17 protein-coding genes are annotated in these 22,596 nt (G+C 33.1%); 5 read left to right on the forward strand and 12 right to left on the reverse strand.

Features of this window, described 5'->3' with window-relative positions:
- Positions 1–81 precede the first annotated feature (81 nt).
- The 4 genes from CIGNP103_RS02370 to groES form a co-directional block, all read right to left on the reverse strand.
- Positions 82–981, reverse strand: a complete 900-nt coding sequence (locus CIGNP103_RS02370; RefSeq protein WP_086241112.1) for a HipA domain-containing protein — start codon at positions 979–981, stop codon at positions 82–84.
- 1 nt (position 982) lies between these two features.
- On the reverse strand, positions 983–1,336 hold the full coding sequence (locus tag CIGNP103_RS02375; protein WP_086241111.1) for a hypothetical protein: 354 nt from the start codon (positions 1,334–1,336) through the stop codon (positions 983–985).
- A gap of 883 nt (positions 1,337–2,219) precedes the next feature.
- The gene (gene groL / locus CIGNP103_RS02385) at positions 2,220–3,857 is read right to left on the reverse strand and encodes a chaperonin GroEL (protein ID WP_086226528.1); all 1,638 of its coding nucleotides are present in this window, start codon (positions 3,855–3,857) and stop codon (positions 2,220–2,222) included.
- A 15-nt stretch (positions 3,858–3,872) separates the two neighbouring features.
- A complete protein-coding gene (gene groES / locus CIGNP103_RS02390; RefSeq protein WP_086224054.1) occupies positions 3,873–4,136 on the reverse strand; it encodes a co-chaperone GroES in 264 nt (87 codons plus the stop codon).
- Positions 4,137–4,375: 239 nt separating this feature from the next.
- Between groES and CIGNP103_RS02395 the strand changes: the two genes are divergently transcribed.
- Positions 4,376–6,940 (forward strand): hypothetical protein, encoded by a 2,565-nt coding sequence (locus CIGNP103_RS02395; protein WP_086268515.1) that lies wholly within the window; start codon positions 4,376–4,378, stop codon positions 6,938–6,940.
- 48 nt (positions 6,941–6,988) lie between these two features.
- On the opposite strand, the gene CIGNP103_RS02400 is transcribed toward CIGNP103_RS02395, so the two are convergent.
- The 8 genes from CIGNP103_RS02400 to CIGNP103_RS02435 all read right to left on the reverse strand — a co-directional run bounded on the left by CIGNP103_RS02400 (position 6,989) and on the right by CIGNP103_RS02435 (position 16,909).
- Entirely contained in the window at positions 6,989–8,263 is a 1,275-nt protein-coding gene (locus CIGNP103_RS02400) for an aminotransferase class V-fold PLP-dependent enzyme (protein WP_086268516.1), read from the reverse strand.
- Positions 8,264–8,318: 55 nt separating this feature from the next.
- Positions 8,319–10,118 carry an ATP-dependent DNA helicase RecG gene (gene recG, locus CIGNP103_RS02405; RefSeq protein WP_236846975.1) on the reverse strand — a complete coding sequence of 600 codons (1,800 nt, stop codon included), beginning with the start codon at positions 10,116–10,118 and terminating at the stop codon, positions 8,319–8,321.
- Positions 10,118–11,356, reverse strand: a complete 1,239-nt coding sequence (locus CIGNP103_RS02410) for a M16 family metallopeptidase (protein ID WP_086224050.1) — start codon at positions 11,354–11,356, stop codon at positions 10,118–10,120. The genes recG and CIGNP103_RS02410 overlap by 1 nt, the downstream gene beginning before the upstream one ends.
- The gene (gene pyk / locus CIGNP103_RS02415) at positions 11,356–12,798 is read right to left on the reverse strand and encodes a pyruvate kinase (protein ID WP_086268518.1); all 1,443 of its coding nucleotides are present in this window, start codon (positions 12,796–12,798) and stop codon (positions 11,356–11,358) included. The genes CIGNP103_RS02410 and pyk overlap by 1 nt, the downstream gene beginning before the upstream one ends.
- Positions 12,799–12,887: 89 nt before the next feature.
- Entirely contained in the window at positions 12,888–14,234 is a 1,347-nt protein-coding gene (locus CIGNP103_RS02420) for an FAD-dependent oxidoreductase (protein ID WP_086234277.1), read from the reverse strand.
- A 123-nt stretch (positions 14,235–14,357) separates the two neighbouring features.
- Positions 14,358–15,359, reverse strand: a complete 1,002-nt coding sequence (locus tag CIGNP103_RS02425; protein WP_086268519.1) for an asparaginase — start codon at positions 15,357–15,359, stop codon at positions 14,358–14,360.
- Positions 15,356–16,654 carry a DNA recombination protein RmuC gene (rmuC, locus tag CIGNP103_RS02430; RefSeq protein WP_180381785.1) on the reverse strand — a complete coding sequence of 433 codons (1,299 nt, stop codon included), beginning with the start codon at positions 16,652–16,654 and terminating at the stop codon, positions 15,356–15,358. The genes CIGNP103_RS02425 and rmuC overlap by 4 nt, the downstream gene beginning before the upstream one ends.
- A gap of 45 nt (positions 16,655–16,699) precedes the next feature.
- The gene (locus tag CIGNP103_RS02435; RefSeq protein ID WP_086224045.1) at positions 16,700–16,909 is read right to left on the reverse strand and encodes an alkylphosphonate utilization protein; all 210 of its coding nucleotides are present in this window, start codon (positions 16,907–16,909) and stop codon (positions 16,700–16,702) included.
- A 160-nt stretch (positions 16,910–17,069) separates the two neighbouring features.
- Here CIGNP103_RS02435 and alaS point away from each other — a divergent pair, with 160 nt between their 5' ends.
- From alaS to CIGNP103_RS02455, 4 genes are read left to right on the forward strand one after another with little or no spacing between them, the layout of a single operon-like run.
- The gene (alaS, locus tag CIGNP103_RS02440) at positions 17,070–19,604 is read left to right on the forward strand and encodes an alanine--tRNA ligase (protein WP_086268521.1); all 2,535 of its coding nucleotides are present in this window, start codon (positions 17,070–17,072) and stop codon (positions 19,602–19,604) included.
- On the forward strand, positions 19,601–20,098 hold the full coding sequence (locus tag CIGNP103_RS02445) for a hypothetical protein (protein WP_086224043.1): 498 nt from the start codon (positions 19,601–19,603) through the stop codon (positions 20,096–20,098). Before alaS ends, CIGNP103_RS02445 begins: the two co-directional genes overlap by 4 nt.
- Complete coding sequence (gene maf / locus CIGNP103_RS02450; RefSeq protein WP_086234274.1) at positions 20,095–20,640, forward strand: septum formation inhibitor Maf; 546 nt, start codon at positions 20,095–20,097, stop codon at positions 20,638–20,640. The genes CIGNP103_RS02445 and maf overlap by 4 nt, the downstream gene beginning before the upstream one ends.
- Positions 20,637–22,577, forward strand: a complete 1,941-nt coding sequence (locus CIGNP103_RS02455; protein WP_086268522.1) for a transglycosylase domain-containing protein — start codon at positions 20,637–20,639, stop codon at positions 22,575–22,577. Before maf ends, CIGNP103_RS02455 begins: the two co-directional genes overlap by 4 nt.
- Positions 22,578–22,596 lie beyond the last annotated feature (19 nt).

A 22,596-nucleotide genomic window follows, 5' to 3' on the forward strand; every position in this document is an offset into this window, starting at 1 on the left:
CGTTGTCTGTGCATATCTCTTTTCTTATTAGAGCTATTAGGCTTCCCAGCCAGATATATACTCTTTCATTTTAGCTTCTTACTAAAATATACCTTTTTCAAATTTATTGTTTTTACTCTCATAGGAATGAATATTTTTATTTAACACCTCATTCATAAAATTGCTTCTATAGTTCAATATTTTTTTATAAAAATTCTTTCTTTCATTGCTTATTATATGGATATCATCTATAATTTTATATATATTGTCTAAGTTAATCCTATTAGTTATCCTTTGTAGAGCATTAATAACATCTTCATCTTGTGCATCTTTTAAGAAATTTTGCGGATTTATCTTTTTTGAGTTTATGGTGATGGCTGAAGTTGTTTGATTTAACATCAAATCATTAAAGCTACCTTGATGATTTAGGTATTTTTCTATATCATCATTACTTAATTTTGGATATAGACTTGAGCCATTATCATATATAGGTGCGATAGTAGCAATATCATCATCTTTAACCAGTATCCCCCAGTTACCATTATGTCTATCAAAATTTGCTATGAGTGTATCAGCAATAAACATATCCCAAAAGAAATTTTTTAAAGTTTGAATATCTATAATCTTTTGGTTTTTGATTATTTCTATTGTGTTATGTAAATCCGTATCAGCAAAACCGCTATTAACACTTAATACAGAATTTCTTACTTTTCCAAAGTTAAACAGCCTATTGCCATCAGTTTCAAAATCTTTACAAGCCACTACTACCTTATCTCCATAATAGCCTAGTAATGTCTTTTGTGTATTAAAACCAATGCTTTCAAATATTTTAGAAGATATATGTTCGTTAATTGAACTACTTGCATATCCACTAGTTATGTGTGTATCTTTTGGAAATTTCAGCATATAAAGCTCATCGTTAAAATATATGGCTAACTTTTCTCCATTCAAGCCATCATAAAATTTGGTATGCTTTACTTTGCAATTTGTAAAATCAATCATTCTAAAATATACCTTTTCCGAGTTTAATTGCACCAAGACAAATCGATGTTATCCAAAGAGACAAAACAAAAAACGCCCAAAATTTTGCGTATCCATAAATATAATCAACAAGGTCGTCTCCAAGCCATTTCTTTACTTTACGAGTAATACCAATCTTATGAAATATCCAAAGCGGAAGAAGAAAAAATAGAACGATAAACACAGGTATTGTCAATATAAAAGTTATAATATTTTTATGAACAACTCCATATTTGACAAGAATTGTTAATAGTATAAAAATCGCAAATGGGGCAATCATCCAAAATATTTTAGGTTTAAAGCCACTTTTCCAAAATTCTTGTCTAGCCTTTCTCAAAATTCGCTATGTTGAACTCCAAATTCTGCTATCTTCATAACTCTTCTCTGTTTATCGTGCATATCTTCCATTCCAATACTCCTTTAATTTATTAACATAATTACAACTAAAATATCCTTAATAAAAGATTAAATAATATAAAATATTATGAATAATTTATAATAAAATATATTATTCTGAATAATTAATTATATAAATATAGAATACTATGAATATTTTATATTTTTCATTCAGATAGCAAATAGAAATTACTTTATCAAGGTTAGCTCTTGATAAATAAAATTGCTACCCCATATATAAGAACATATAATAATATTATAAAAATATAAAGATATTAATATATATAAATTGAATTTTTAGAAAGAAAAAAGCTTAAACAAAATTCTTATGAAAATAAGAGTTGTAATACATTAAAGATAATATATTTTTATATGAATTAAAAAGAACAAAAGATTAAAGTCATATTTATGAATTATAACTTTAATCAATACTCTGCTAAATCCGTTATCTAAAAGACAAGATATAAAGTATAAATATAACCATAAATAGCAACAAGAGTATAAAAAACAACTATATAATATGTAATTTCTACAATCTTATTTTTCATTTTAAGAAATTTACCATAATTATAATCAGTATTTTTTATAGTTTCAGAACTCTCATATTCCAAAACAAAAAATGTATTATATATATATAATAAATAGCAAGAGGAGCAACCAAAATACCCAAAATACTAAAAATAAGAAAAAATACAAAAAAAGCTGCCATATCCCAATCCTCCTTTAATTTATTAGAATAATTATAACCAAAAATATCCTTAGCTTGGAAATTCAAAATTCCCAAGCTTTGAGATTAGAATTATAAAATTCTAGATTTTAAGGGCTTACATCATACCGCCCATTCCACCCATACCGCCCATATCAGGCATTGCTGGCATAGCTGGTTTATCCTCTTTGATTTCGCTCACTGTAGCTTCTGTAGTAAGTAGCAAGCTAGCTACGCTAACAGCATTTTGAAGTGCTATGCGCTCTACCTTAACAGGGTCTATAATACCAGCTTCAAACATATCTACATACTCTCCGCTAGCAGCGTTAAATCCGTAATTTGCCTTATCAGCACTGCTTACTGCGTGAGCTACCACACCAGCATCAAATCCAGCATTTTCAGCTATTTGGCGAAGTGGGGCAAATAAAGCACGCTTGACGATATCAGCACCGATTAACTCATCGCCTTTTAAATTCAAATCTACTTTATTTCCAGCCTTAATCAAAGCAGCACCGCCGCCTATCACGATGCCCTCTTCTACTGCTGCTTTAGTAGCGTTTAGAGCGTCATCTACTCTATCTTTTTTCTCTTTCATTTCAGTTTCAGTAGCGGCTCCGACTTTGATAACTGCTACACCACCGCTTAATTTAGCCAATCTTTCTTGAAGTTTTTCTTTGTCATAGTCGCTTGTAGTTTCAGCTATTTGAGCTTTGATTTGGCTGATTCTAGCATCTATCGCCTCTTTTGAGCCGGCGCCATTTACGATTGTAGTGTTGTCTTTGTCGATTACTACTCTATCAGCTTGACCTAGATCATTTATACTAGCACTCTCCAAAGTTCTACCTAGCTCTTCGCTAATTACTTCGCCACCTGTTAAAATAGCGATATCTTCTAGCATAGCTTTTCTTCTATCACCAAAGCCAGGGGCTTTAACTGCTGAGATATTTAGCACGCCACGAAGTTTATTGACAACTAAAGTTGCTAAAGCCTCACCCTCTATATCTTCGGCGATGATTAGTAGAGGTTTGCCTGTTTTTTGGATTTGCTCTAAAACTGGTAAAAGATCTTTTAAATTTGATATTTTTTTATCAAATAATAGTATAAATGGGCTGCTTAGCTCAACTTGCATTTTCTCTGCATTTGTGATGAAATATGGGCTTAGATAGCCTCTATCAAACTGCATACCCTCAACTACATTTAACTCATCATTGATTGATTTAGCCTCTTCAACTGTGATAACTCCATCTTTACCTACTTTTTCCATAGCTTCAGCTATTAGATCACCAACGCTTGTGTCGCTATTAGCTGAGATTGTAGCTACTTGGGCGATCTCTTTTTTGCCTTCTACTTTTTTAGATGCGTTTTTAAGCTCGTTTATCACCGCAGTAGCGAATTTATCCATACCTCTTTTTACTTCGATTGGATTTGCTCCAGCTGTGATATTTCTTAAACCTTCTTTAAATATAGCATGAGCCAAAACAGTAGCTGTAGTAGTGCCATCGCCGGCTTCATCGTTGGTTTTGCTAGCTACTTCTCTTACTAGGCCTGCGCCCATATTTTCTATAGTATCAGCTAGTTCAATCTCTTTAGCCACGCTAACGCCATCTTTTGTTATTGTTGGCGCACCAAAACTTTTTTGTAAAAGCACATTGCGGCCTCTTGGACCCATTGTTACTTTAACCGCATCGCTTAATTTTTTAACGCCATTATATAATCTATTTCTAGCATCATCTGCAAATATAATCTCTTTTGCCATTTTCTATCCTTTTTATTATTTTATGATACCTAAGATATCATCTGTATTTAATACTAAATATTTTTTGTTATCAAGCGTAATTTCGCTACCGCTATATTTCGCAAATACAACTCTATCGCCTTGGCTAATTCCTTCTACTTCTTTGCTAACAGCGATAACTTTGCCTTCGCTTGGTTTTTCTTTGGACGCATTATCTGGGATGATAATACCTGAAGCTGTAGTTTTAAGCTCCTCCTCTCTTTCTATAAGCACACGCTTACCTAATGGTAAAAAATTCATTTTGATCCTTTCATGTAATCTGATTTAAAAATTAGCACTCTATATATTTGAGTGATGAAAATATATCATAATTTTATATATATGTCAATAAATTTTGAGCAAATTTAAATAGAATTTATCAAAAACATTTAGTCTAAGCCACTAAAGTTTAAATTAATTTCGCATAAAAATAGATTTGTGATTTTGATTTTATTAAATTAAATTTTAGTATAATAAACAAAAATTTATAAGGAATTTAAATGAGAGTTGTATATTGGATTTTAGGTATTTTGGTGGTGGTTTTAGCTACTATTTATACACTGCTTTTTAGCAGTGTTGGAAATAGTATTTTAAAGCCATATATAGAAAAAATCGCTTCTGAAAAAAGTGGAATGGATATTAGACTTGACGAATTTAAGCTTGGTATTAGCAATCTTGATATAACTGCTAGTGTCAATAACGCCTTAAAAGCTAGAGTTTATGGGAATTATAGCCTATTTAGTCAAGCACTTGACCTTAATTATACCACAGCTACAAGCGATTTGAGCAACCTTGGAATAGCTATAAAAGATGATATTAACCTAAAAGGTAAGGTCATTGGTAAACTTAGCAACTTCATCGCCGATGGTAGCGGCAAGATTGTTGGATCAAATTTACGTTTTGCAGCTAGAATCAAGGACTTTGCTCCACTTGAGATAAAGCTAGATGCTAAATCATTAAATTTAGCTCAAATCACAGCTATTGCTCTAGGCAAACCATACATAACAGGCAATATGAATATCCAAGCTGATATCACTAGCAAGGACACACTATATAGTGGAACAGCTAGCCTAAATATACCAAAAGCTATAACAAATAATGAGTTAATTGCAACTGATTATGGAATTAATTTACCAAATAATTTTACTATAAAGGCTGATTCAAATCTAAATCTAGAAGGTCGCACAGCTAAAGCTAAAAGTATAATTACCACACCAATTGCCGTTGCAGCAGCTCTAAATTCTATATACAATATAGATGAAAATGTATTAAATAGTGATCTGAATTTAAATATCCCAAACTTAGCCAAGCTAGAACCAATAATTGGCCAAAAACTAAGCGGAGAAATTACAGCCAAAGCCAATACAAAAATATCTAATGGAAATTTAGAGTTTTTAGATACTGATATAAACGGATTAGGTGGGGTTATAACTGCTAAAATGGCAGATAATAAAATAAACGCTGATATTAAAAAAATAAAACTAAACGAGCTTTTAAAGCTAGTTTCAATGCCAGCAATTTTAAATGGCAATATTAATGGGGCTGCTTTAATTACCGCACTAAATGATCCAAACAAAAGAGCTGGAAATGTAAGTATAAATATAAATGGTGGAATAATTAATGCTAATGAATTAAATAAAATGATAGGTGCAAGCCTACCTAAAAATGTAAGCTTTAATTCAGATATTCAAGCCGCACTAAAAGGTGATAATGCAGAACTTAAAGCAAATTTAATATCTGAGATTTTAAACCTAAACAATCTAGATGCTAGCTACAATCTAGCCCAAAATACTGCCAAAGCAAATGCCCAAGCACTAGTACCAGATTTAGCTAAGTTTGGCAATATCTCAGGCACAAAACTATCTGGCCAAATCGCTCTAAATGCAGATATAGATGCCAATTTAAATAATCAAAAATCACCACTAAAAAGCGCCAATGTAGATATTAAAGCAATGGATGGCATAATCACAGCAAATCTTGATAATGGAAAACTAAAGGCTAAAATTCAAAATATCCTAGTTCAAAATATATTCTTGATGATTGGACAAAAACCACTTTTAAATGGTGAACTAAATGGTGAACTAAATTTAGATAGCATTGATATAGCAAATCTAAATGGAAAAGGCGATATAAAACTTGAAAATGGTGTATTAAATGCAGCTAATTTAAAAGAACTAACTAATAAAGAATTTCCACAAAATACAACACTAAACGCACATATCAAACCAACATTTACCAACTCAACCGTGCATTTTGCCTCCATAATTAATTCAAATTTAGCTACAATAAATAAATTTGATGGAAGCTATGATATTAATAAAAATAGCCTAGAAGCACTATATAGCGCAGATATACCAAGCCTTGCAAAACTTGAGTTTTTAACTGGAATGAAGTTAAATGGCGCACTAAATCCAAGCGGAAAAATATCAATCAATGAGAGTGTAAACGCCACATTAAATAGCGATTTTATAGGCTCAAAACTAAAAATTGATATCAAAGATAATAAAGCAAATTTAAATCTATCAACATTTGAGATTGCAAAATTGCTTGAATTTTTAGATTTTATGCCATTTTACGAGGGTCAAGCTACGCTAAATGCTAACTATAATCTAGATAGCGCCAAAGGAGATTTTAATGCCGATATAGCCAAAGGTCAATTAGCAAGAAGTGGGTTAACTACGCTAATAAGCACAGCAATTCAAAAAGATATCACAAAAGAAGTATTTAAAGATGGCTATTTAAAAGGAACAATTGATCTAAATTTAATAAATTTTATAACTCAGCTTAACTCGCAAAAGGCAAATATCAGTATAGCTAATGGTAGTTTAGATACTGCTACAAAAGCTATCAATATTCCAATAACAGCCAATATAGAAAAAACAGATATCGATATAAAGATAACTGGCACAAGCGATGAACCAAAATATTCTATCAGCTCAAACTATATCAAAGAGAAAATAAATGAAGAAATTAGCAAAGGAATAGATAAACTTTTTGACAACGATAAGGAAAAAAGTCAAGGCGCTAAAGAGCTGATAAATGGCTTGCAAAATCTATTTAATTAAAATCATTAATTTGAGACTTAAATACAAGTCTCAAATTAATACTAAATTTTAAATCAAATCCTTTCTAGCTTGCCCAATAGCATTAAGCAAATAATCCACATCATCTAAACTATGAGACCAATGCAAACTCACACGCAACCAGCCTGGCTTAAAGCTTAAAGGTTCATCATCTTTTAATCCCAATAAATCATGACCATATGGCCCAGCACATGAACATCCAGCACGACTTTGAATTCCAAATTTTTTACTTAAAACCCGAGCTAAATCAAAAGGTGAAATACCTTTAATATTAAAAGCAAAAATAGCTAGCCTTTCTAAATTTTTAGGCACATAATCTATCACACCTTTTATATTAGAAAGCCCTAGCTCAAATTTATCCATAAGCAAAGTCTTTTGCTCATTTATAAACTCTAAACCAACCCTATTTCTAAGCTCAAATGCTAAATATGCTCTAACTAACTGAGTGATCGCTGGGGTTCCAGCATCTTCAATTTTCTCTATATCTTCTAGATAATGAATACTTTTTTTACTGACATAGCCTACTGTTCCACCAGCTGAAAATGTCGGTAAATTTGAGCTAAATAGCGACTTTCTAATTGCTAAAATACCACAACTCCCAACACCGCCAAGCAGCTTATGTGGCGAGATAAATATCGCATCGCAAAGCGAGCTATCTACATTTTCATAAGCAATAAGGCTTGAGGCATCTACAGCAATTATAGCGCCATATCGCTTAGCAGCTGCATTTAGCATAGCCAAATTTGTCTTTATACCAGTTACATTTGAAGCAGCACTTATGCTAATTATGATTTTTCTATTGGCATTGATTTTTAAAATTTTATCAAGCTCACCCCAGTGAAGTCCACCATCTCTAGCCAATGGAATACGAACTACCTCACACATCCCAGTTCTATAACTAATCTCATTGCTATGATGTTCATAAGGTCCTACAATTACAAGCGGTAAAGATTTTTTAATAGTATCAAAATCAATATTTAAAGCCATTTTAGTTGCTGGTGGGATATAAATTCCCATTATCTCTTGAAATTTTTTAATCGCAGCACTACTACCTTGCCCACATGGTAAAAGCAAAAAATCACTTTGTAATCTTAGTAATCTTTTTATTCCAGTACGTGCATTTTCATAGTAGTTTGTAGTAATATTAGAACATTCGCTGCACTCGCTATGTGTATTAGCATAGGTTTGAAGCATTCGCCTAATTTCATCTTCAATTGGTATATACCCAAGCCCACTAGCTGTCCAGTCAAAATAATAAATCCCATCTTTTAATATGATATTTTGGCGAATTTTATCGATATTCAATGGCTTTTTCCTAGATTTTTTATCTTATTATACTAAATTTTTACCAAATATAAATTTATACTACATTTTTAGCTTTAAAATCTGCTAGTCGTTTTTTAGCTCGTTGAGTTATTAACTCGTCCATGTCATAGTATTCAAATGTAGCTCCATGCTGCATTGTTCCATCTAAAATATCACCAGCTTGACGGTTTTTTAAATCAATTTTAGCTACAACAAATCCATCAAGCGTCTGAGCAAATTCATTTAATCTACTTGGAATACTTGCAAGCTTAGTATATAAATAACACCAACCTCGCCCACCATTTCTACCAACCCTACCACGCAGCTGATGAAGTGAAGCAAGTCCTAGCTTTTCAGGACCTACAATTACGATAGTTGAAAGCCGTGGAAGAGAGATCCCAACCTCAACAATAGTCGTAGCTAATAAAATATTTCCATCATTTGCAAACTGTTCTAAGATATCATCTTTTTGCTTATCTTTACCATGTGTTACATAGACTTTTTGAAATTTATTTAACCAAAATGGCGCAGCTACACTTAGACTTTGATAATTGCTTACCTCGCTCTCTTCTACTAGCGGATAAACAATGATCGTCTGTTTATTTTGTGAAATTTGCTCTTTGATATGTTCTAAAAGTGCGCCAAATCCACTATTTTGAATAATATGTGTGCTAATTTGCTTAGCAAATGGAATCTCTTTTAAAAAGCTAAAGCTTACTAATTCAGACTCAATGAGTGAAAGCGTTCTAGGAATTGGTGTGGCGCTAAACTGTAAAAAATGCGCCCTTAAGCTCTCATCGCGCGTTAATTCATCTATTTTTTGTCTTTGAATAGAACCAAATCTATGCTGCTCATCAATCATTATAAGAGTACTTTTTGGAAGTTCTTGATATAGTAAAGCATGAGTACCAATGATCAAATCTGCGTCATTTAAATTTACATTTTTTGCCCCCTTTTGTAGATATTTTACTCTCACAAAATCAGGCAAAAGCCTCATAGCCTCGCTATAAAGCTGTGTGGCTAAAATAGTTGTAGGCGCCATCAAAATCGAGCGGTTTGGATAATTAAGTAGTGCTGCGCCCAAGATTACCAAAGTCTTACCGCTTCCTACATCACCCATTACTACACGCTTTGCTGCTATACTTTTACCTAAATCTTCCTTAATATCTTCTAATGCTTTTATCTGATCGCTTGTAGGAATGAAAGGCAATGAGCTAAGCCAATGTGTGATATTATAGGGCTTAATAGCAGTGGCCTTAAAAAGTACCTTTTTAGCACTAAGCTTTTTTAGATAATTATAAATTTCAATAAATTTAAGTGTATCTAGCTGTTTATTATTTAAATTCATAACCGAATTTAAAGCCTCATCGCTAAGTTCATGTAAGGCTAAAATTTGCCTAGCCTCATCACCATTTAATCCTTGAGATTTTAAGGATTCTAAATTTATATATTTTTTGATTAAATTTTGAATTTGGTTGTCTTTTAATGCTCTTTTATAATGTGGAATAATCTGGCCAACTTTTGTAATAATTTTAGGATTACTAAACTGCCAAAGCCCATTATATAATACGGATTTACCATGGATATAGAGTCTTTTGCCACGCTTAAAAGAGGCGTAATGCCATGGCCTAGCATTAAATATCACAATAGAAACATCACACTCCCATGAGATACAATAGGCCAAAATACTAAGCATCGTAGGACGAGTTATAGATGATTTAATCTCAATTTCTACACTATTTTCACCGATACTTGGCTCATTTTTAACACGCAAATCATCAAAGCTTTTAGGCAAAATCAAAGCTAGATCAAGTAAACTTGCGATACCTAGCTCTTTTAACTCCTTGTACTCCACTATTTTGGCTCGCTATATAGACAACTATACAAGCACGCAATACTAAGCCAATTAAGCTCTTCAAGGCTAGCTATAAACTCGTTTAACTCCTTTTGCTTTAGTGATTTAATACGCTCTAAATTTAGATCAAATTCGCCCAAATCATAGCCTTGATAATACTCTTTTTGAGCTATTGCAAGACGCTTAAACATCGTCTCTTTTCTAAGTGGCTCACTACCAAGCAAGAAATTTCTAGCTGCATTTAACTCTTTTTGAGTTACACCCTTTTTGACAAATTTGGCAATCTGACTTTTTATTAGATGTATAGCTTTATCTTTGTTCTCATTTTTAGTCTGCAAATATCCACTCATTGAATTATAGCTAAGATTTAAATTAGCCGAACAATATACGCTATATGCTAGTCCTCGCTTTACACGAATCTCTTCCATAAGCCTAGATCCAAATCCACTACTACCTAGAATAAACATTGCTACACTCAGCTTATATCTATCTTCTAAAGCAAATTTAAGCGGTGAGCCAAAATATATATAAGCCTGCTGGCTTGGTCTAGAAATTATCTCTTCTCTTTGTTCAATACTAACTTCTACAGGACTTAACTCTCTAACCTCTCCAACTTTTAATACATCAGCTAATCTATCAAATTTAACTCTCTCAAGCGCTATATCACCGCCTAAAACTATAAACATATTTTCTAAATTTAAACTATTTTCTATAAACTCTTTAATATCGCCAAGCTCAATTTGAGCGATACTTTCAGGTGTGCCGATACTAGGCGCAGCTAAGCGTGAGTTTGGATATAAAATTGCTTTTAATGCATTGCTTGCTTGATAATCAAAATCACTGTTATTTGAAGCAATTATGCCAAGTGTCTGGGTTTTTAGTTTTTTTAGGATATTTTTATCATAATTTGGCTGAGCTAGTAATTCTAACAGCATATCAAAACCATATTCAAAATGTTCACTTAAACACTCTAAGCTAATTTCAAAAGTCTCATATCCAGCGCTAGCACTAAGTAAAATCGCACGCATATCAAGCGCCCTATTAAACTCATTACTACCTAGTCTTTTACTACCTTCACTTAGCAATTCAGCAGCCATTGTAGCTATGCCATGTTTTTTTTCATTGCAACTTCCAGCCACCTTAAAGACAAGTTTAATTCCAACAAGTGGCAATTCGCTACTATGTTCATAGATTAGAGCAATATCACTATTAGCGATTTTTAAATTTAATCTTTCCACTATTTTACCTCATTTAGATAGTATTTTATTTGCTCTTTTCTTAAAATTCTTATATAATTTGTACTACCAATTTTGCCAGCTGGATAGCCTGCTGTAAGCGTATAGGTGGCTTCATCGCTTATTAAATTTGCATCTTTTAATCCTTTTATGGTGTTGGCTAAAAGCAGATTTAACTGATTTTGTGGCACAACTAAACTTGGAGTTACACCCCAAACAATAGTCAAACTTCTAGCCACGCTCTCATCATGAGTTACAGCAATTATTGGCATAGTTGGACGATTACGAGCCATCTTAATAGCGCTTGAACCACTACTAGTAATTGAAATAATAGCATTTGCACCTATTCTTTGAGCCAAATGCGAACTAGCACTTGCTACCATATCAGTTTCATCAGCAAATTCAAACTCATCAAATTTGCCATATGGATATATAAGCTCACTTTGGACTATTGTTGCACTCATAGCTTTTACTACTGCGGCTGGATTTATTCCTACAGCGCTCTCTTCGCTTAGCATAACAGCATCAGTCCCATCTAATACAGCGTTTGCTACATCGCTTATTTCAGCTCTTGTTGCACTTTGACTCTTTGCCATTGAGAGCATCATTTGTGTAGCAGTAATTACTGGGCGGTTTGCGGCATTAGCCTTTTTAATAATTAGCTTTTGAATGGTTGGAACTTTATAGTATGGCACCTCAATACCAAGATCTCCACGAGCAACCATAATTCCATCACTAGCTTCTATTATGCTATCAATATTTTCTACTGCATCGAATTTCTCTATTTTAGCAAATACCTTAGCACTTGAGCTAAACTCTTTTAATATAGCTTTAGCATTTATAATATCATTTGCATTTTGCACAAAACTGATAGCAACAAAATCTACTCCATTTTGCGCTCCAAATAACATATCAGCTCTATCTTTTTGAGTAATAACATCGATATTTAGTTTAGTATTTGGGAAATTTACCCCTTTATTTGAGCTTAGTATGCCATCATTTTCTATTACAGTTTCAATCATATCTGGCAGACATTTTACTACCTTAGCCTTTATCATTCCATCATATAAATATATATATTCACCCTCTTTTAACAAGGATAAAATTTGAGGCTGATTTATGCTAAGTTCATAAATTTCTCCATTTTTGCGGCCAATTATACTCTCTTTTAATACATTTAATCTATCACCTGCTTTTAACTCAAATGGTTCATTTAATGTACCAATTCTAATTTTTGGTCCGCAGATATCTTGAAGTATTCCAACCCTGATTCCTAAGGCATTTGAAGCCTCTTTTATCTTAGTAATTGTAGATTGATGATATTCATGTGTTCCATGTGAGAAGTTTAGTCTAAATACATTTACTCCCTCTATAATTAAAGATTTAATAACCTCAATAGAATCACTAGATGGGCCAATTGTTGCTACGATTTTTGTTTTTTTCATATTTACTCCTAAGTTTTGGTAATTATACCAAATTTAAGGATAAATGATGAGAATTTTGGCAGAATTTAGGCGGATTTCTCCGCCTGATATTAGTCAAATAGCTCTTCGTTTAGCTTAGCTTCGTTGAAGTTCCTACCTAGATATTCACAAACTTCACGAACATCCCTTAATGCATTGCCAAGACAGCTAGTAGCCCCTGGACTTGGTGTCATATTAAAAATTATACCAGTTTTTGGATTAATACTTGCCTCACCTAGCATTAGCTTTTTCTCAGTTTTATTTAAAACTTGTGGGCGAACGCCGCCAAAACCTTTAGCATAATAGATATCATTTGTAGTTAGGCTTGGGACAATTTTTCTAGCATCTTTTACAAATAGCTTTTTATTAAGATATGGTACTTCAAATAAGAAATTACGTAAGATATAGTTGCGAATTTCACTATCTTTAAATAGATCAAACAAGATACCGGCAATAGCTGTGTCAAAATTTAAAGTCTTACAAAAGTCAAGGAAGCTACCCCAATTCTCATGATATCTCTCAAGTTTAGGCAATGCAAGTGCTGTTGGTCCAAATCTTGTACAACCATCAGCTAAGATATCAGGGTCACCATGAAGCGCAGCAAATGGAAGTTTTGGATTTTGTACCATATAAACTTTACCATTTAGAAGTTTTTGCTTAGTTAAATAAAAGCTACCAGCTACTGGCAAGCAACCAAAGTCTAGACCATAGCCCATTTTATGTGCTAAATATAATGAATGAGCACCTGCATTTACTACAACAAAATCAGCACTAATTGATAAGCCATTTGCGGTTTGGATATAGTATTTATCACCATTGCGGTAAATTTCATCTACTCTTGAATTTAAATATACATCGCATTCGCTTTTATCTTTTTTAGCATTTTCTATAAATGTAGTTGTAAATGCACCATAATCAACTGTAGTATATTCTCCACTTTTTACACCCATACCAACTACATTTTCAGCTCTATGAGTGCCATCACTATTTAAAATAATTTTTGGCTCAATTTTAGCTAATTCAGCCTTATCATAAAACTCTAAATATGGATAAAGCTCTTTAAATTCCTCATATCTATTTTTAATATAATCTACCTCGACATCGCCTACGCCAATTGCCATTTTTTGACCATCAAACATATATTTACCTTGATAGCCGTGCTGCAAACCGTATTTTACTACCATTCTAGCAGTTTTGCTTACCTTTTGAGCTTTTTCAAATGTATAGTTTGTCTCTATATCACCACAATGTACAGTCTGAGAATTAGCTGTTCCTTTTGAATTTAACGTAGCAAGACCGCCGTACTTTTCTACCAATGCAATATTTTTAACATCTGTATATCTTGCTAATTCATATAGTAGCGCACCACCACTGATACCACCACCGACTATCACCACCTCGTAGTGTTTTTCTTTCATCCTTAACTCCTAAGACAATTTTTGAATTCTGTAGTATATATTAATAAAACTTAAAGATAACAAAATAAAAATAGTAAATTACAATATTTATAAATTTATCAGTTTATATGTTACAAATTTACTCTAATAAATATTAAATTTTTCTTTTATTATCTCTTTATCAAATCCGCTAGCAATACAAAGCATTAAAAGCACTCTAGCCTTTTGTGCATTAAGCGAATCACTAAGGATAAAATTTAACTTATTAAAATCTAACTCATCTCCACTAATTATGCCACTATTTGTACGGCTTGAGATTACTACTATCGCTCCTTTAGAATTTGCAAATTTCAGCGCATGAAGCATATTTGGACTTAGGTTGCCATTGCCAAGAGCTGCGCAGATTATACCCTTTGCACCTAAATTTAAAGCGCTATAGACAGCCTCACCGCTAGCCCCTGCGTAATCATAGACTATCTCTACGCATGGCAAATTTTGTAAGCTTGATAGATCTTTACAAAATTTAGCACTAAACTCGCTTTGCATCGTATGGCGTCTAAGACTTTTGGTATAAAATACCGCCTTGCCATAATGTACAATTCCGCATTTACCGCAATTTGGTGAAGCAAAGGCATTTAATGCTGTTGTATTTGTTTTTATAATCTCACGAGCTAGGTGAATCTCATCATTTATCACCACCAGCACACCCATATTAGCACTATTTTTACAAGCTGCAACACTTATAGCATTATATAAATTCATCGCTCCATCGCTACTTAAGGAGTTTGCACTTCGCATAGCTGCAGTTATTACTACTGGTTTTTGGCTTTTTATTGTTAAAGTTAAAAAATACCCGCTCTCTTCAAGCGTATCAGTTCCATGAGTTATAACTAACGCATCTATTTTATCATTAGCCAATAACTCATTTGCCCTATGTGAGAGTTTAAGCCAAATTTTTTCATTCATATCTTGAGAACCGATATTACAAATCTGCTCTGCACTAATATCGGCTATACTTTTTAACTCATTAAATTCGCTTAAAATCTCATTAATACCAAATTTGGCACTCTCATATACTGAATTTATCGGCCCAGTACTAGCACCAGCGATTGTTCCACCAGTAGCTAAGATTGCTATCTTTTTCACTGCGTATCTATCTCATCATAGCTTTGAGTATATGGCAAGGTTTTTGAAGTTTTTGCCCCAAGCTTTTTGAGCATTTCAAATTTACTTATTAAATTTCCACGCCCTTGATAAAGCGTAATTTTACCATCTTCAATAACCTTACTCATAGCAATTATTTGATTTTCTAATCTCTCATAATTTTTAATAAATACGTCAAATTTATCATATATTTTTCCAGCTTCAGCAAAGATTTTCATTGCATTTTCATCGCTTTTTAAATTTCGCCAACATATATAGACGGTTTTTAGCGCCATAAGAAGTGTAAGTGGAGTAGTTATAAATACACCTTTTTCATAGGCATATTCATATAAGCTACTATCAGCACCAAGTCCTACAAACAGCATATTATCATTAGGAATAAACATAAATACATACTCATAATTTTTACTATCTAAAAATGTGTAATTTTTAGAACTTAAATTATCAATATGATTTTTTATATCCTTTGCTAATGCTTTAGCATAAGCCTCCTTGGTGCTATCATCTGTAGCATTATGGTATTCATTATAATTAACCAATGAGCATTTAGCGTCTATTATCGCATGCTTGCTTTCATCAAATTTCACTACCACATCTAGATATTTTTGATTTCCATTTTCATCTTTGCAAGCTACTTGCCTATCATAGTTTTGACCCAAAATCAACCCACTACTTTGTAATACACTATCAAGCTGAATTTCTCCCCAGTTACCAAGTAGTTTTTTATTACTCTTTAATGCATCGGCTAAATTTTGCGCTTGCGTCATTACCCCTTTTGTTTCACTTTTTAAATTTTCAAAATTTACTTTGAAGGCGCTATTTATCTCTATATTTGACTTTTGATATTTACTTATCTCATCTTTTAAAGGAGTGATTAAACTCTCTAAAATCTTAGCTGAACTCTCAGTCATCTCTTTGCTACTTAAATTTAGCAAATTCTCGCTCATCTGTTTAGTTTTTAGATCAAAATACTCCCTAGTTTTATTATCTAACTCATCTTGACGAGCCTTTAGTTGAGCATTTGTCTCATTTGCATTTTCTAATTTTGTTGTTAATTCTGTAATCTTTTGTATATTTTGTATATTTTTCTCTTGAAGCTCTTTATTTTCATCTTTTGCGCTATTTAACTCTTGCTCTTTTATATTTAAATTTGCATTTAAATCACTCAATCTTTGACCTAAAGCACTTAATTGACCGCTCTTTTTAAATAGCATAAATCCCAACCAAAAGCTTGCGCTAACAATTACTGCAATCACTCCACTTAAAATCTCAACCATCGTATTCTCCATATAAGAAAAAACCTAAGCCTTTTCTTATTAAATTTAGATTTTTTTAAGGAATTCGCATTTTAGAACTACTGTCCCAACGCCATTTATTTTGCACTCTACCTCACCATCCTTGCTAGTTAGCTTGATATTTTTAATTGTTGTGCCACGTTTAATAGTACTGCTTGCGCCTTTGACTTTTAAATCTTTAATAACTGTAACACTATCGCCTGCGTTTAACTCTGTACCATTTGAATCTTTTGCCATATTCTCTCCCTTAGTTGAATTAAGAACAAATTATAGCTAGTTAATGCTTAAATTTCGCAACCTAAAAATGATAAATTTGGATATAAAATTTATCTTAAATTTAATAAATTTAGTAAATTTATGATACAATCTAGCCATTTTTTTAAATAGGATAGAATCTATGGATATTAGAAAAGAGTATTTAGAGTTTTTTAAAAGCAAAGGACACGAAGTAGTTGCTTCTTCAGCCTTGGTTCCTGATGATGCAACCTTGCTTTTTACAAACGCTGGAATGGTTCCATTTAAGAGTATATTTACTGGGGATGTACCACGCCCTAATCCACCAATTCGTACTAGTTGTCAAACTTGTATTAGAGCTGGAGGCAAACACAACGATTTAGATAATGTAGGCTATACAGCCAGACATCATACATTTTTTGAAATGTTAGGAAATTTTAGCTTTGGTGAATATTTTAAAACTGAAGCAATTGCCTATGCATGGGAGTTTGTAACTGAAATTTTAAAACTACCAAAAGATAGATTATATGTAACTGTACATGAAAACGATGATGAGGCTTATGAAATTTGGCAAAAACATATAGAGAAAGAGAGAATTTATAAATTTGGTGATAAGGATAACTTCTGGGCAATGGGGGATACTGGACCTTGTGGGCCATGTAGCGAGATATTTTATGACCAAGGCGCTGAACACTTTAATAGTGATGAAGATTATATGGGTGGCGATGGTGATAGATTTTTAGAAATTTGGAATCTTGTATTTATGCAGTTTGAAAGAAGTAGCGATGGAACTATGACTCCTTTGCCAAAACCTAGCATCGATACTGGAATGGGGCTTGAGAGAGTTACAGCTATTAAAGAGGGCAAATTTAGCAACTATGATAGTTCACTATTTATGCCACTTATCAACGAAGTAGCCAAAATTGCAAATGTAGCTTATGAATATGAAAGTGGTGCAAGCTTTAGAGTTATTAGCGATCATATCAGATCGGTTGTATTTTTGCTAGCTCAAGGCGTAAATTTTGATAAAGAAGGTCGTGGATATGTCTTAAGAAGAATTCTAAGACGAGCCCTAAGGCATGGATATCTTCTTGGCATAAAAGAGCCATTTATGTATAGACTTGTAGATAAAGTAGTAGAATTAATGGGTGGTCACTATGAATATCTAAACGAGAAAAAAGAGTATGTAAAAGAGCTAATTAAGCTTGAAGAAGAGAGATTTTTAGCTACTATTGCTGCTGGATTAGATCTATTTAATGAAGAACTTGCTAAAACTAAAGATATTTTTAGTGGCGAAGTAGCGTTTAAGCTTTATGATACTTATGGTTTTCCGCTAGATCTAACTGCAGATATGTTAAGAGAAAAAGGCTTAAGTGTAGATGCCACTAAATTTGATACTTTAATGAGTGAACAAAAAGCAAGAGCAAAAGCTAGCTGGAAAGGGAGTGGCGATGCGGCTAAGGAGAGTGGGGATTTTAAAGAACTACTTGAAAAATTTGGCAAAAATGAATTTATCGGATATGACAGCTTAAGCTCAACTAGCCGTGTTCTAGCTCTGCTTAATAACGAATTTAAAATCACCAATAAATTAAGCACTGGCGAGAGCGGATATATAATGCTTGATAAAACTCCATTTTATGCTCAAAGCGGTGGACAATGTGGAGATAGTGGCAAAATAAATGATAACAAAGTTTTAGATACTAAAAAATATTTTGAACTAAATTTAAGCCAAATTCAAGTAAGTTCTACTATTAGCGTAGGTGACGAAGTAGAGTGCAAAGTAAGCCCAAATAGATTAGAAATCCGTCGTCACCACTCAGCCACACACCTACTTCACGCAGCACTTAGAAGCGTTTTAGGCTCACATATATCTCAAGCTGGAAGTAGCGTAGAGGCTGATAAATTAAGATTTGACTTTAGTCATCCAAAACCTGTAAGTAGCGATGAGTTAGCCCAAATTGAAAAATTTGTAAATGACCAAATCCAAGCAGGCGCTAAAGCAAAAGTAGAAATAATGGATATAAACTCAGCTAAAAATAGTGGAGCTATAGCACTCTTTGGTGAAAAATATGGCGATGAAGTGCGTGTTTTAACTTTGGGCTGTTCTAAGGAGCTATGTGGTGGCACTCATGTTGAAAATATCAATGAAATAGGTAGTTTTTTTATTACCAAAGAGAGCGGTGTAAGTGCTGGAGTTAGGCGTATTGAGGCGGTTTGTTCTCGTGCTGCACTAAACTACGCAAATGAGCTAAGAAACGAGCTTGAAGAGATTAAAGCTAGTTTAAAAGGCGCTAGTCCAATTGCTGCTATTGCTAAGTTAAAAGATGAGATAAAATCTCTTCAAAATGAGATAAAAAATGCCACTTCATCAGTAGAGCTAAGCTCTAAGCTTATAAATGGCATTAATGTAGTTGTTGATGAATTTAATGGTGATATCAAGGCAAAAATTGATGAAATAAAAAATAAATTTGATAGTGTTGTAATATTTTTAGCTAGTGCCAAAGATGGCAAGGTAATGCTAGCAGCTGGATCTAAAAATTGCAATATAAAAGCTGGAGAATTAGTAAAAGCAATTGCCCCAATTGTAGGCGGAGGCGGAGGCGGAAGAGATGACTTTGCCACTGCTGGAGGCAAAGATATAAACAAAATATCAAATGCCTTAGAAGAAGCTAACAAATTAATTAAGAGTAAACTTTGAACGCTTTAAATAGTTCATTTGCTAGACTTGACCAGATTGCGCCATTTATGCATATTAGTGTTGCAGCGCTTTTTATTGCTTTACAAATTACGGTAGTAGTTTGTGGTCATTACTGCTTTAAGGATATTGAGCAAAATCCACATCGCTATAAGCTAATTTTAAAGGAATTTAATAAATTTCTTTTTAGCGCCTTAGCGATAGTGGCATTTTTAGGCTTTGGCGGAATGTTTATGTCTTATGGAGAACGATTTCCAATTGGCGATCCAATGGTCGAAGCAATTGTTAAAACTAAGCTAGCAATTTTAGCATTTATTGGGGCAAATTTAGCGTATATTTGGTATAAATTTCGTCAAGCCAAAGAGGCGTTTTTAAAAGATGATATGCTTATGAGTCATGAAAATTTAGTTTTGATAATATATTATTTTACCCCTTTAAATATCGTTTTATCATTTATTAATATCTATCTTGGTGTTACTTTTAGAGGATTTTTATGATAGTTTTAGCATCTAGCTCAGCCAGTAGAGCGATGATTTTGCGTGAATATGGTGTTGAGTTTATTCAAGTTAGCCTAGATTATAATGAAGAATTTGACACAAATTTACCACCAGCAAAATATGCTATGAGTATCGTAAATAACAAAGCCAAGCAATTTTTTGATAAATTTAAAAACCAGTATGAGCGTGTTCTTTTTGCTGATAGTAGCGTAACAGCTTGCGGAAAAATTCTTGGTAAGGCCACAGATGAAGCGCACGCTAGATATATGCTAGAGTTGCAAAGCGGAAATTTGACTAGCGTCTATACTGCTATGAAGTTTATTAGCCCAAATATCTCTATTGATATGCTAAGTATTGCAAGCTATAAATTTGCTAAATTTAATTCATCTCATTTAGATGAATACATAGCTAGTGGATTATGGAAAGATAAAGCTGGAGCGATGATGATAGAAGGATTTAATAAAATATATATAGAACAAGAAAGCGGCAACAAACCCACAGCCATGGGGCTAGATATTATAAATTTAAAGGCATTTTTATGAAATATATTTTCAACCTAATTATAATTTTAGCATTAGCTAGCGTGGCTGGAATTATATATTTTTACTCTCAAATTAAGATTGATATATCTAAAATTGTAGATTACAATCCAAAATTAACGACTCATATTTATGATAAAAATGGTGATTTAGTAGCCTATATTTTTGATGAAGAAAATAGACAATACGCTAAATTTAGCGAAATTTCGCCACGCATTATAGAAGCACTCATTGCTATAGAAGATACAGCATTTTTTGAACATGGCGGGATAAATTATGAAGCGATTTTTAGAGCAGCAATTAAAGATATTCAAGCAATGTCTTTAGTTGAAGGAGCCTCAACTCTAACTCAACAACTAGTCAAAAATATGCTCTTAACACGTGAGAAAAAATTTACTCGTAAACTAAAAGAGCTAGTAATCTCTTACGAAGTTGAGTACACTCTAACTAAAGAACAGATAATTGAGCGATATTTAAACCAGGTATATTTTGGTCACGGATATTATGGGATTAAGACTGCTGCGCTTGGATATTTTAAAAAAAATCTTGATGAACTAAGCTTAAAAGAGATATCTATGCTAGTGGGCCTACCAAAAGCACCTAGCAGCTATGATCCTACAAGACATTTAGATCTATCTCTCTCAAGAGCAAATAATGTACTGCTAAGAATGCACAATATCGGCTGGATAACCACCAAAGAGTATCAAGCTGCTATAAAAGAGACGCCAAAAATTTATGATCAAACCCTAACCCAAAACAAAGCTCCATATCTAGTAGATGAGACTATAAAGCAGCTAGCCCCTCTATATCCTGATATACGATATGGTGGATATAAAATCACTTTAAATGCTGATTTAAAAGTACAAGAGATAGCACAAAATGCACTTAAATTTGGCTATAACGAAATCCTAAAACGCAATAAAGACGCAAATACCACAGTATTAAATGGCGCAATGATCGTCACCAATCCTACTAATGGAGATATACTAGCTTTAGTAGGCGGTGTAGATTATGCCAAAAGCAACTTTAACCGTGCTACACAAAGCTCTCGCCAGCCTGGTTCTAGTTTTAAACCATTTATATATCAAATTGCTTTAAACCAAGGATTATCCCCACAAAGCAAAATAGCTGATATATCTAGAATTTATGAAGGAGTAAATAAAAATAACAAAGAAGATCAAGACTGGAAGCCTAAAAACTTTAGTGGCAATTTTAAAGGCTTAATCACTTTAAATGATGCATTAAAACAATCGCGTAATCTTGCTACAATAAATCTTTTAAATTCTATTGGCCTTGATGTAGTTCAAAGGGATTTAGAGGATTTTGGTTTTAAAGATATTCCTAATAATCTATCAATTGCACTTGGAAGCTTTGGGGTTAGTCTTATGGATTATAGCGAACAATACTCGATATTCCCAGGACTTGGTACTAGACATGAGACTAGACTAATTAAGTTTGTAGAGAACAAAAATGGTGAGATATTTAAATTCGAGCCAAAAAGCAGCGAGATTATCAAACCAGAACAAGCATATCTAATGATTAAAATGCTTCAAGATGTTGTAAATAATGGAACTGGTCGCTCAGCAAAAGTTGATGGAATTGAACTAGCAGGAAAAACCGGAACTACAAATGAGAGCGTAGATGCATGGTTTTGCGGTTTTGGCCCTGAGATTCAAGTATTAATATGGTATGGAAATGACAATAACACTCCGATGCGCTATGTAGAGGGTGGTTCTAGAACAGCCGCACCAGTATTTAAGCAGTTTATGCAAGAGTATATAAATGAATATCCACAAACTAAACGCAAATTTGATATGCCTCCTGGTGTGTATCGTAGAGTTTATAACGGAGTAGATGCATTATATACTACTACTTCTCCGCTACCAAAAGAACAAAATAATATCCTAGAAAAGCAAGATAGAGAAGGGATAATTTTTTAGTTTTTTAGAGTATAAATTT

It is taken from the genome of Campylobacter sp. P0103 (genome assembly GCF_002139545.1).
In the GTDB taxonomy this organism is placed as follows: Bacteria; Campylobacterota; Campylobacteria; order Campylobacterales; family Campylobacteraceae; genus Campylobacter; species Campylobacter devanensis.

What these genes read in the sequence shown, in the direction of transcription:
- CIGNP103_RS02370 (WP_086241112.1), bottom strand. Translation starts at nt 981, where the DNA reads ATGATTGATTTTACAAATTGCAAAGTAAAGCATACCAAATTTTATGAT.
- groL (WP_086226528.1), bottom strand. Translation starts at nt 3,857, where the DNA reads ATGGCAAAAGAGATTATATTTGCAGATGATGCTAGAAATAGATTATAT.
- groES (WP_086224054.1), bottom strand. Translation starts at nt 4,136, where the DNA reads ATGAATTTTTTACCATTAGGTAAGCGTGTGCTTATAGAAAGAGAGGAG.
- CIGNP103_RS02395 (WP_086268515.1), top strand. Translation starts at nt 4,376, where the DNA reads ATGAGAGTTGTATATTGGATTTTAGGTATTTTGGTGGTGGTTTTAGCT.
- pyk (WP_086268518.1), bottom strand. Translation starts at nt 12,798, where the DNA reads ATGAAAAAAACAAAAATCGTAGCAACAATTGGCCCATCTAGTGATTCT.
- CIGNP103_RS02420 (WP_086234277.1), bottom strand. Translation starts at nt 14,234, where the DNA reads ATGAAAGAAAAACACTACGAGGTGGTGATAGTCGGTGGTGGTATCAGT.
- rmuC (WP_180381785.1), bottom strand. Translation starts at nt 16,654, where the DNA reads ATGGTTGAGATTTTAAGTGGAGTGATTGCAGTAATTGTTAGCGCAAGC.
- CIGNP103_RS02435 (WP_086224045.1), bottom strand. Translation starts at nt 16,909, where the DNA reads ATGGCAAAAGATTCAAATGGTACAGAGTTAAACGCAGGCGATAGTGTT.
- alaS (WP_086268521.1), top strand. Translation starts at nt 17,070, where the DNA reads ATGGATATTAGAAAAGAGTATTTAGAGTTTTTTAAAAGCAAAGGACAC.
- maf (WP_086234274.1), top strand. Translation starts at nt 20,095, where the DNA reads ATGATAGTTTTAGCATCTAGCTCAGCCAGTAGAGCGATGATTTTGCGT.
- CIGNP103_RS02455 (WP_086268522.1), top strand. Translation starts at nt 20,637, where the DNA reads ATGAAATATATTTTCAACCTAATTATAATTTTAGCATTAGCTAGCGTG.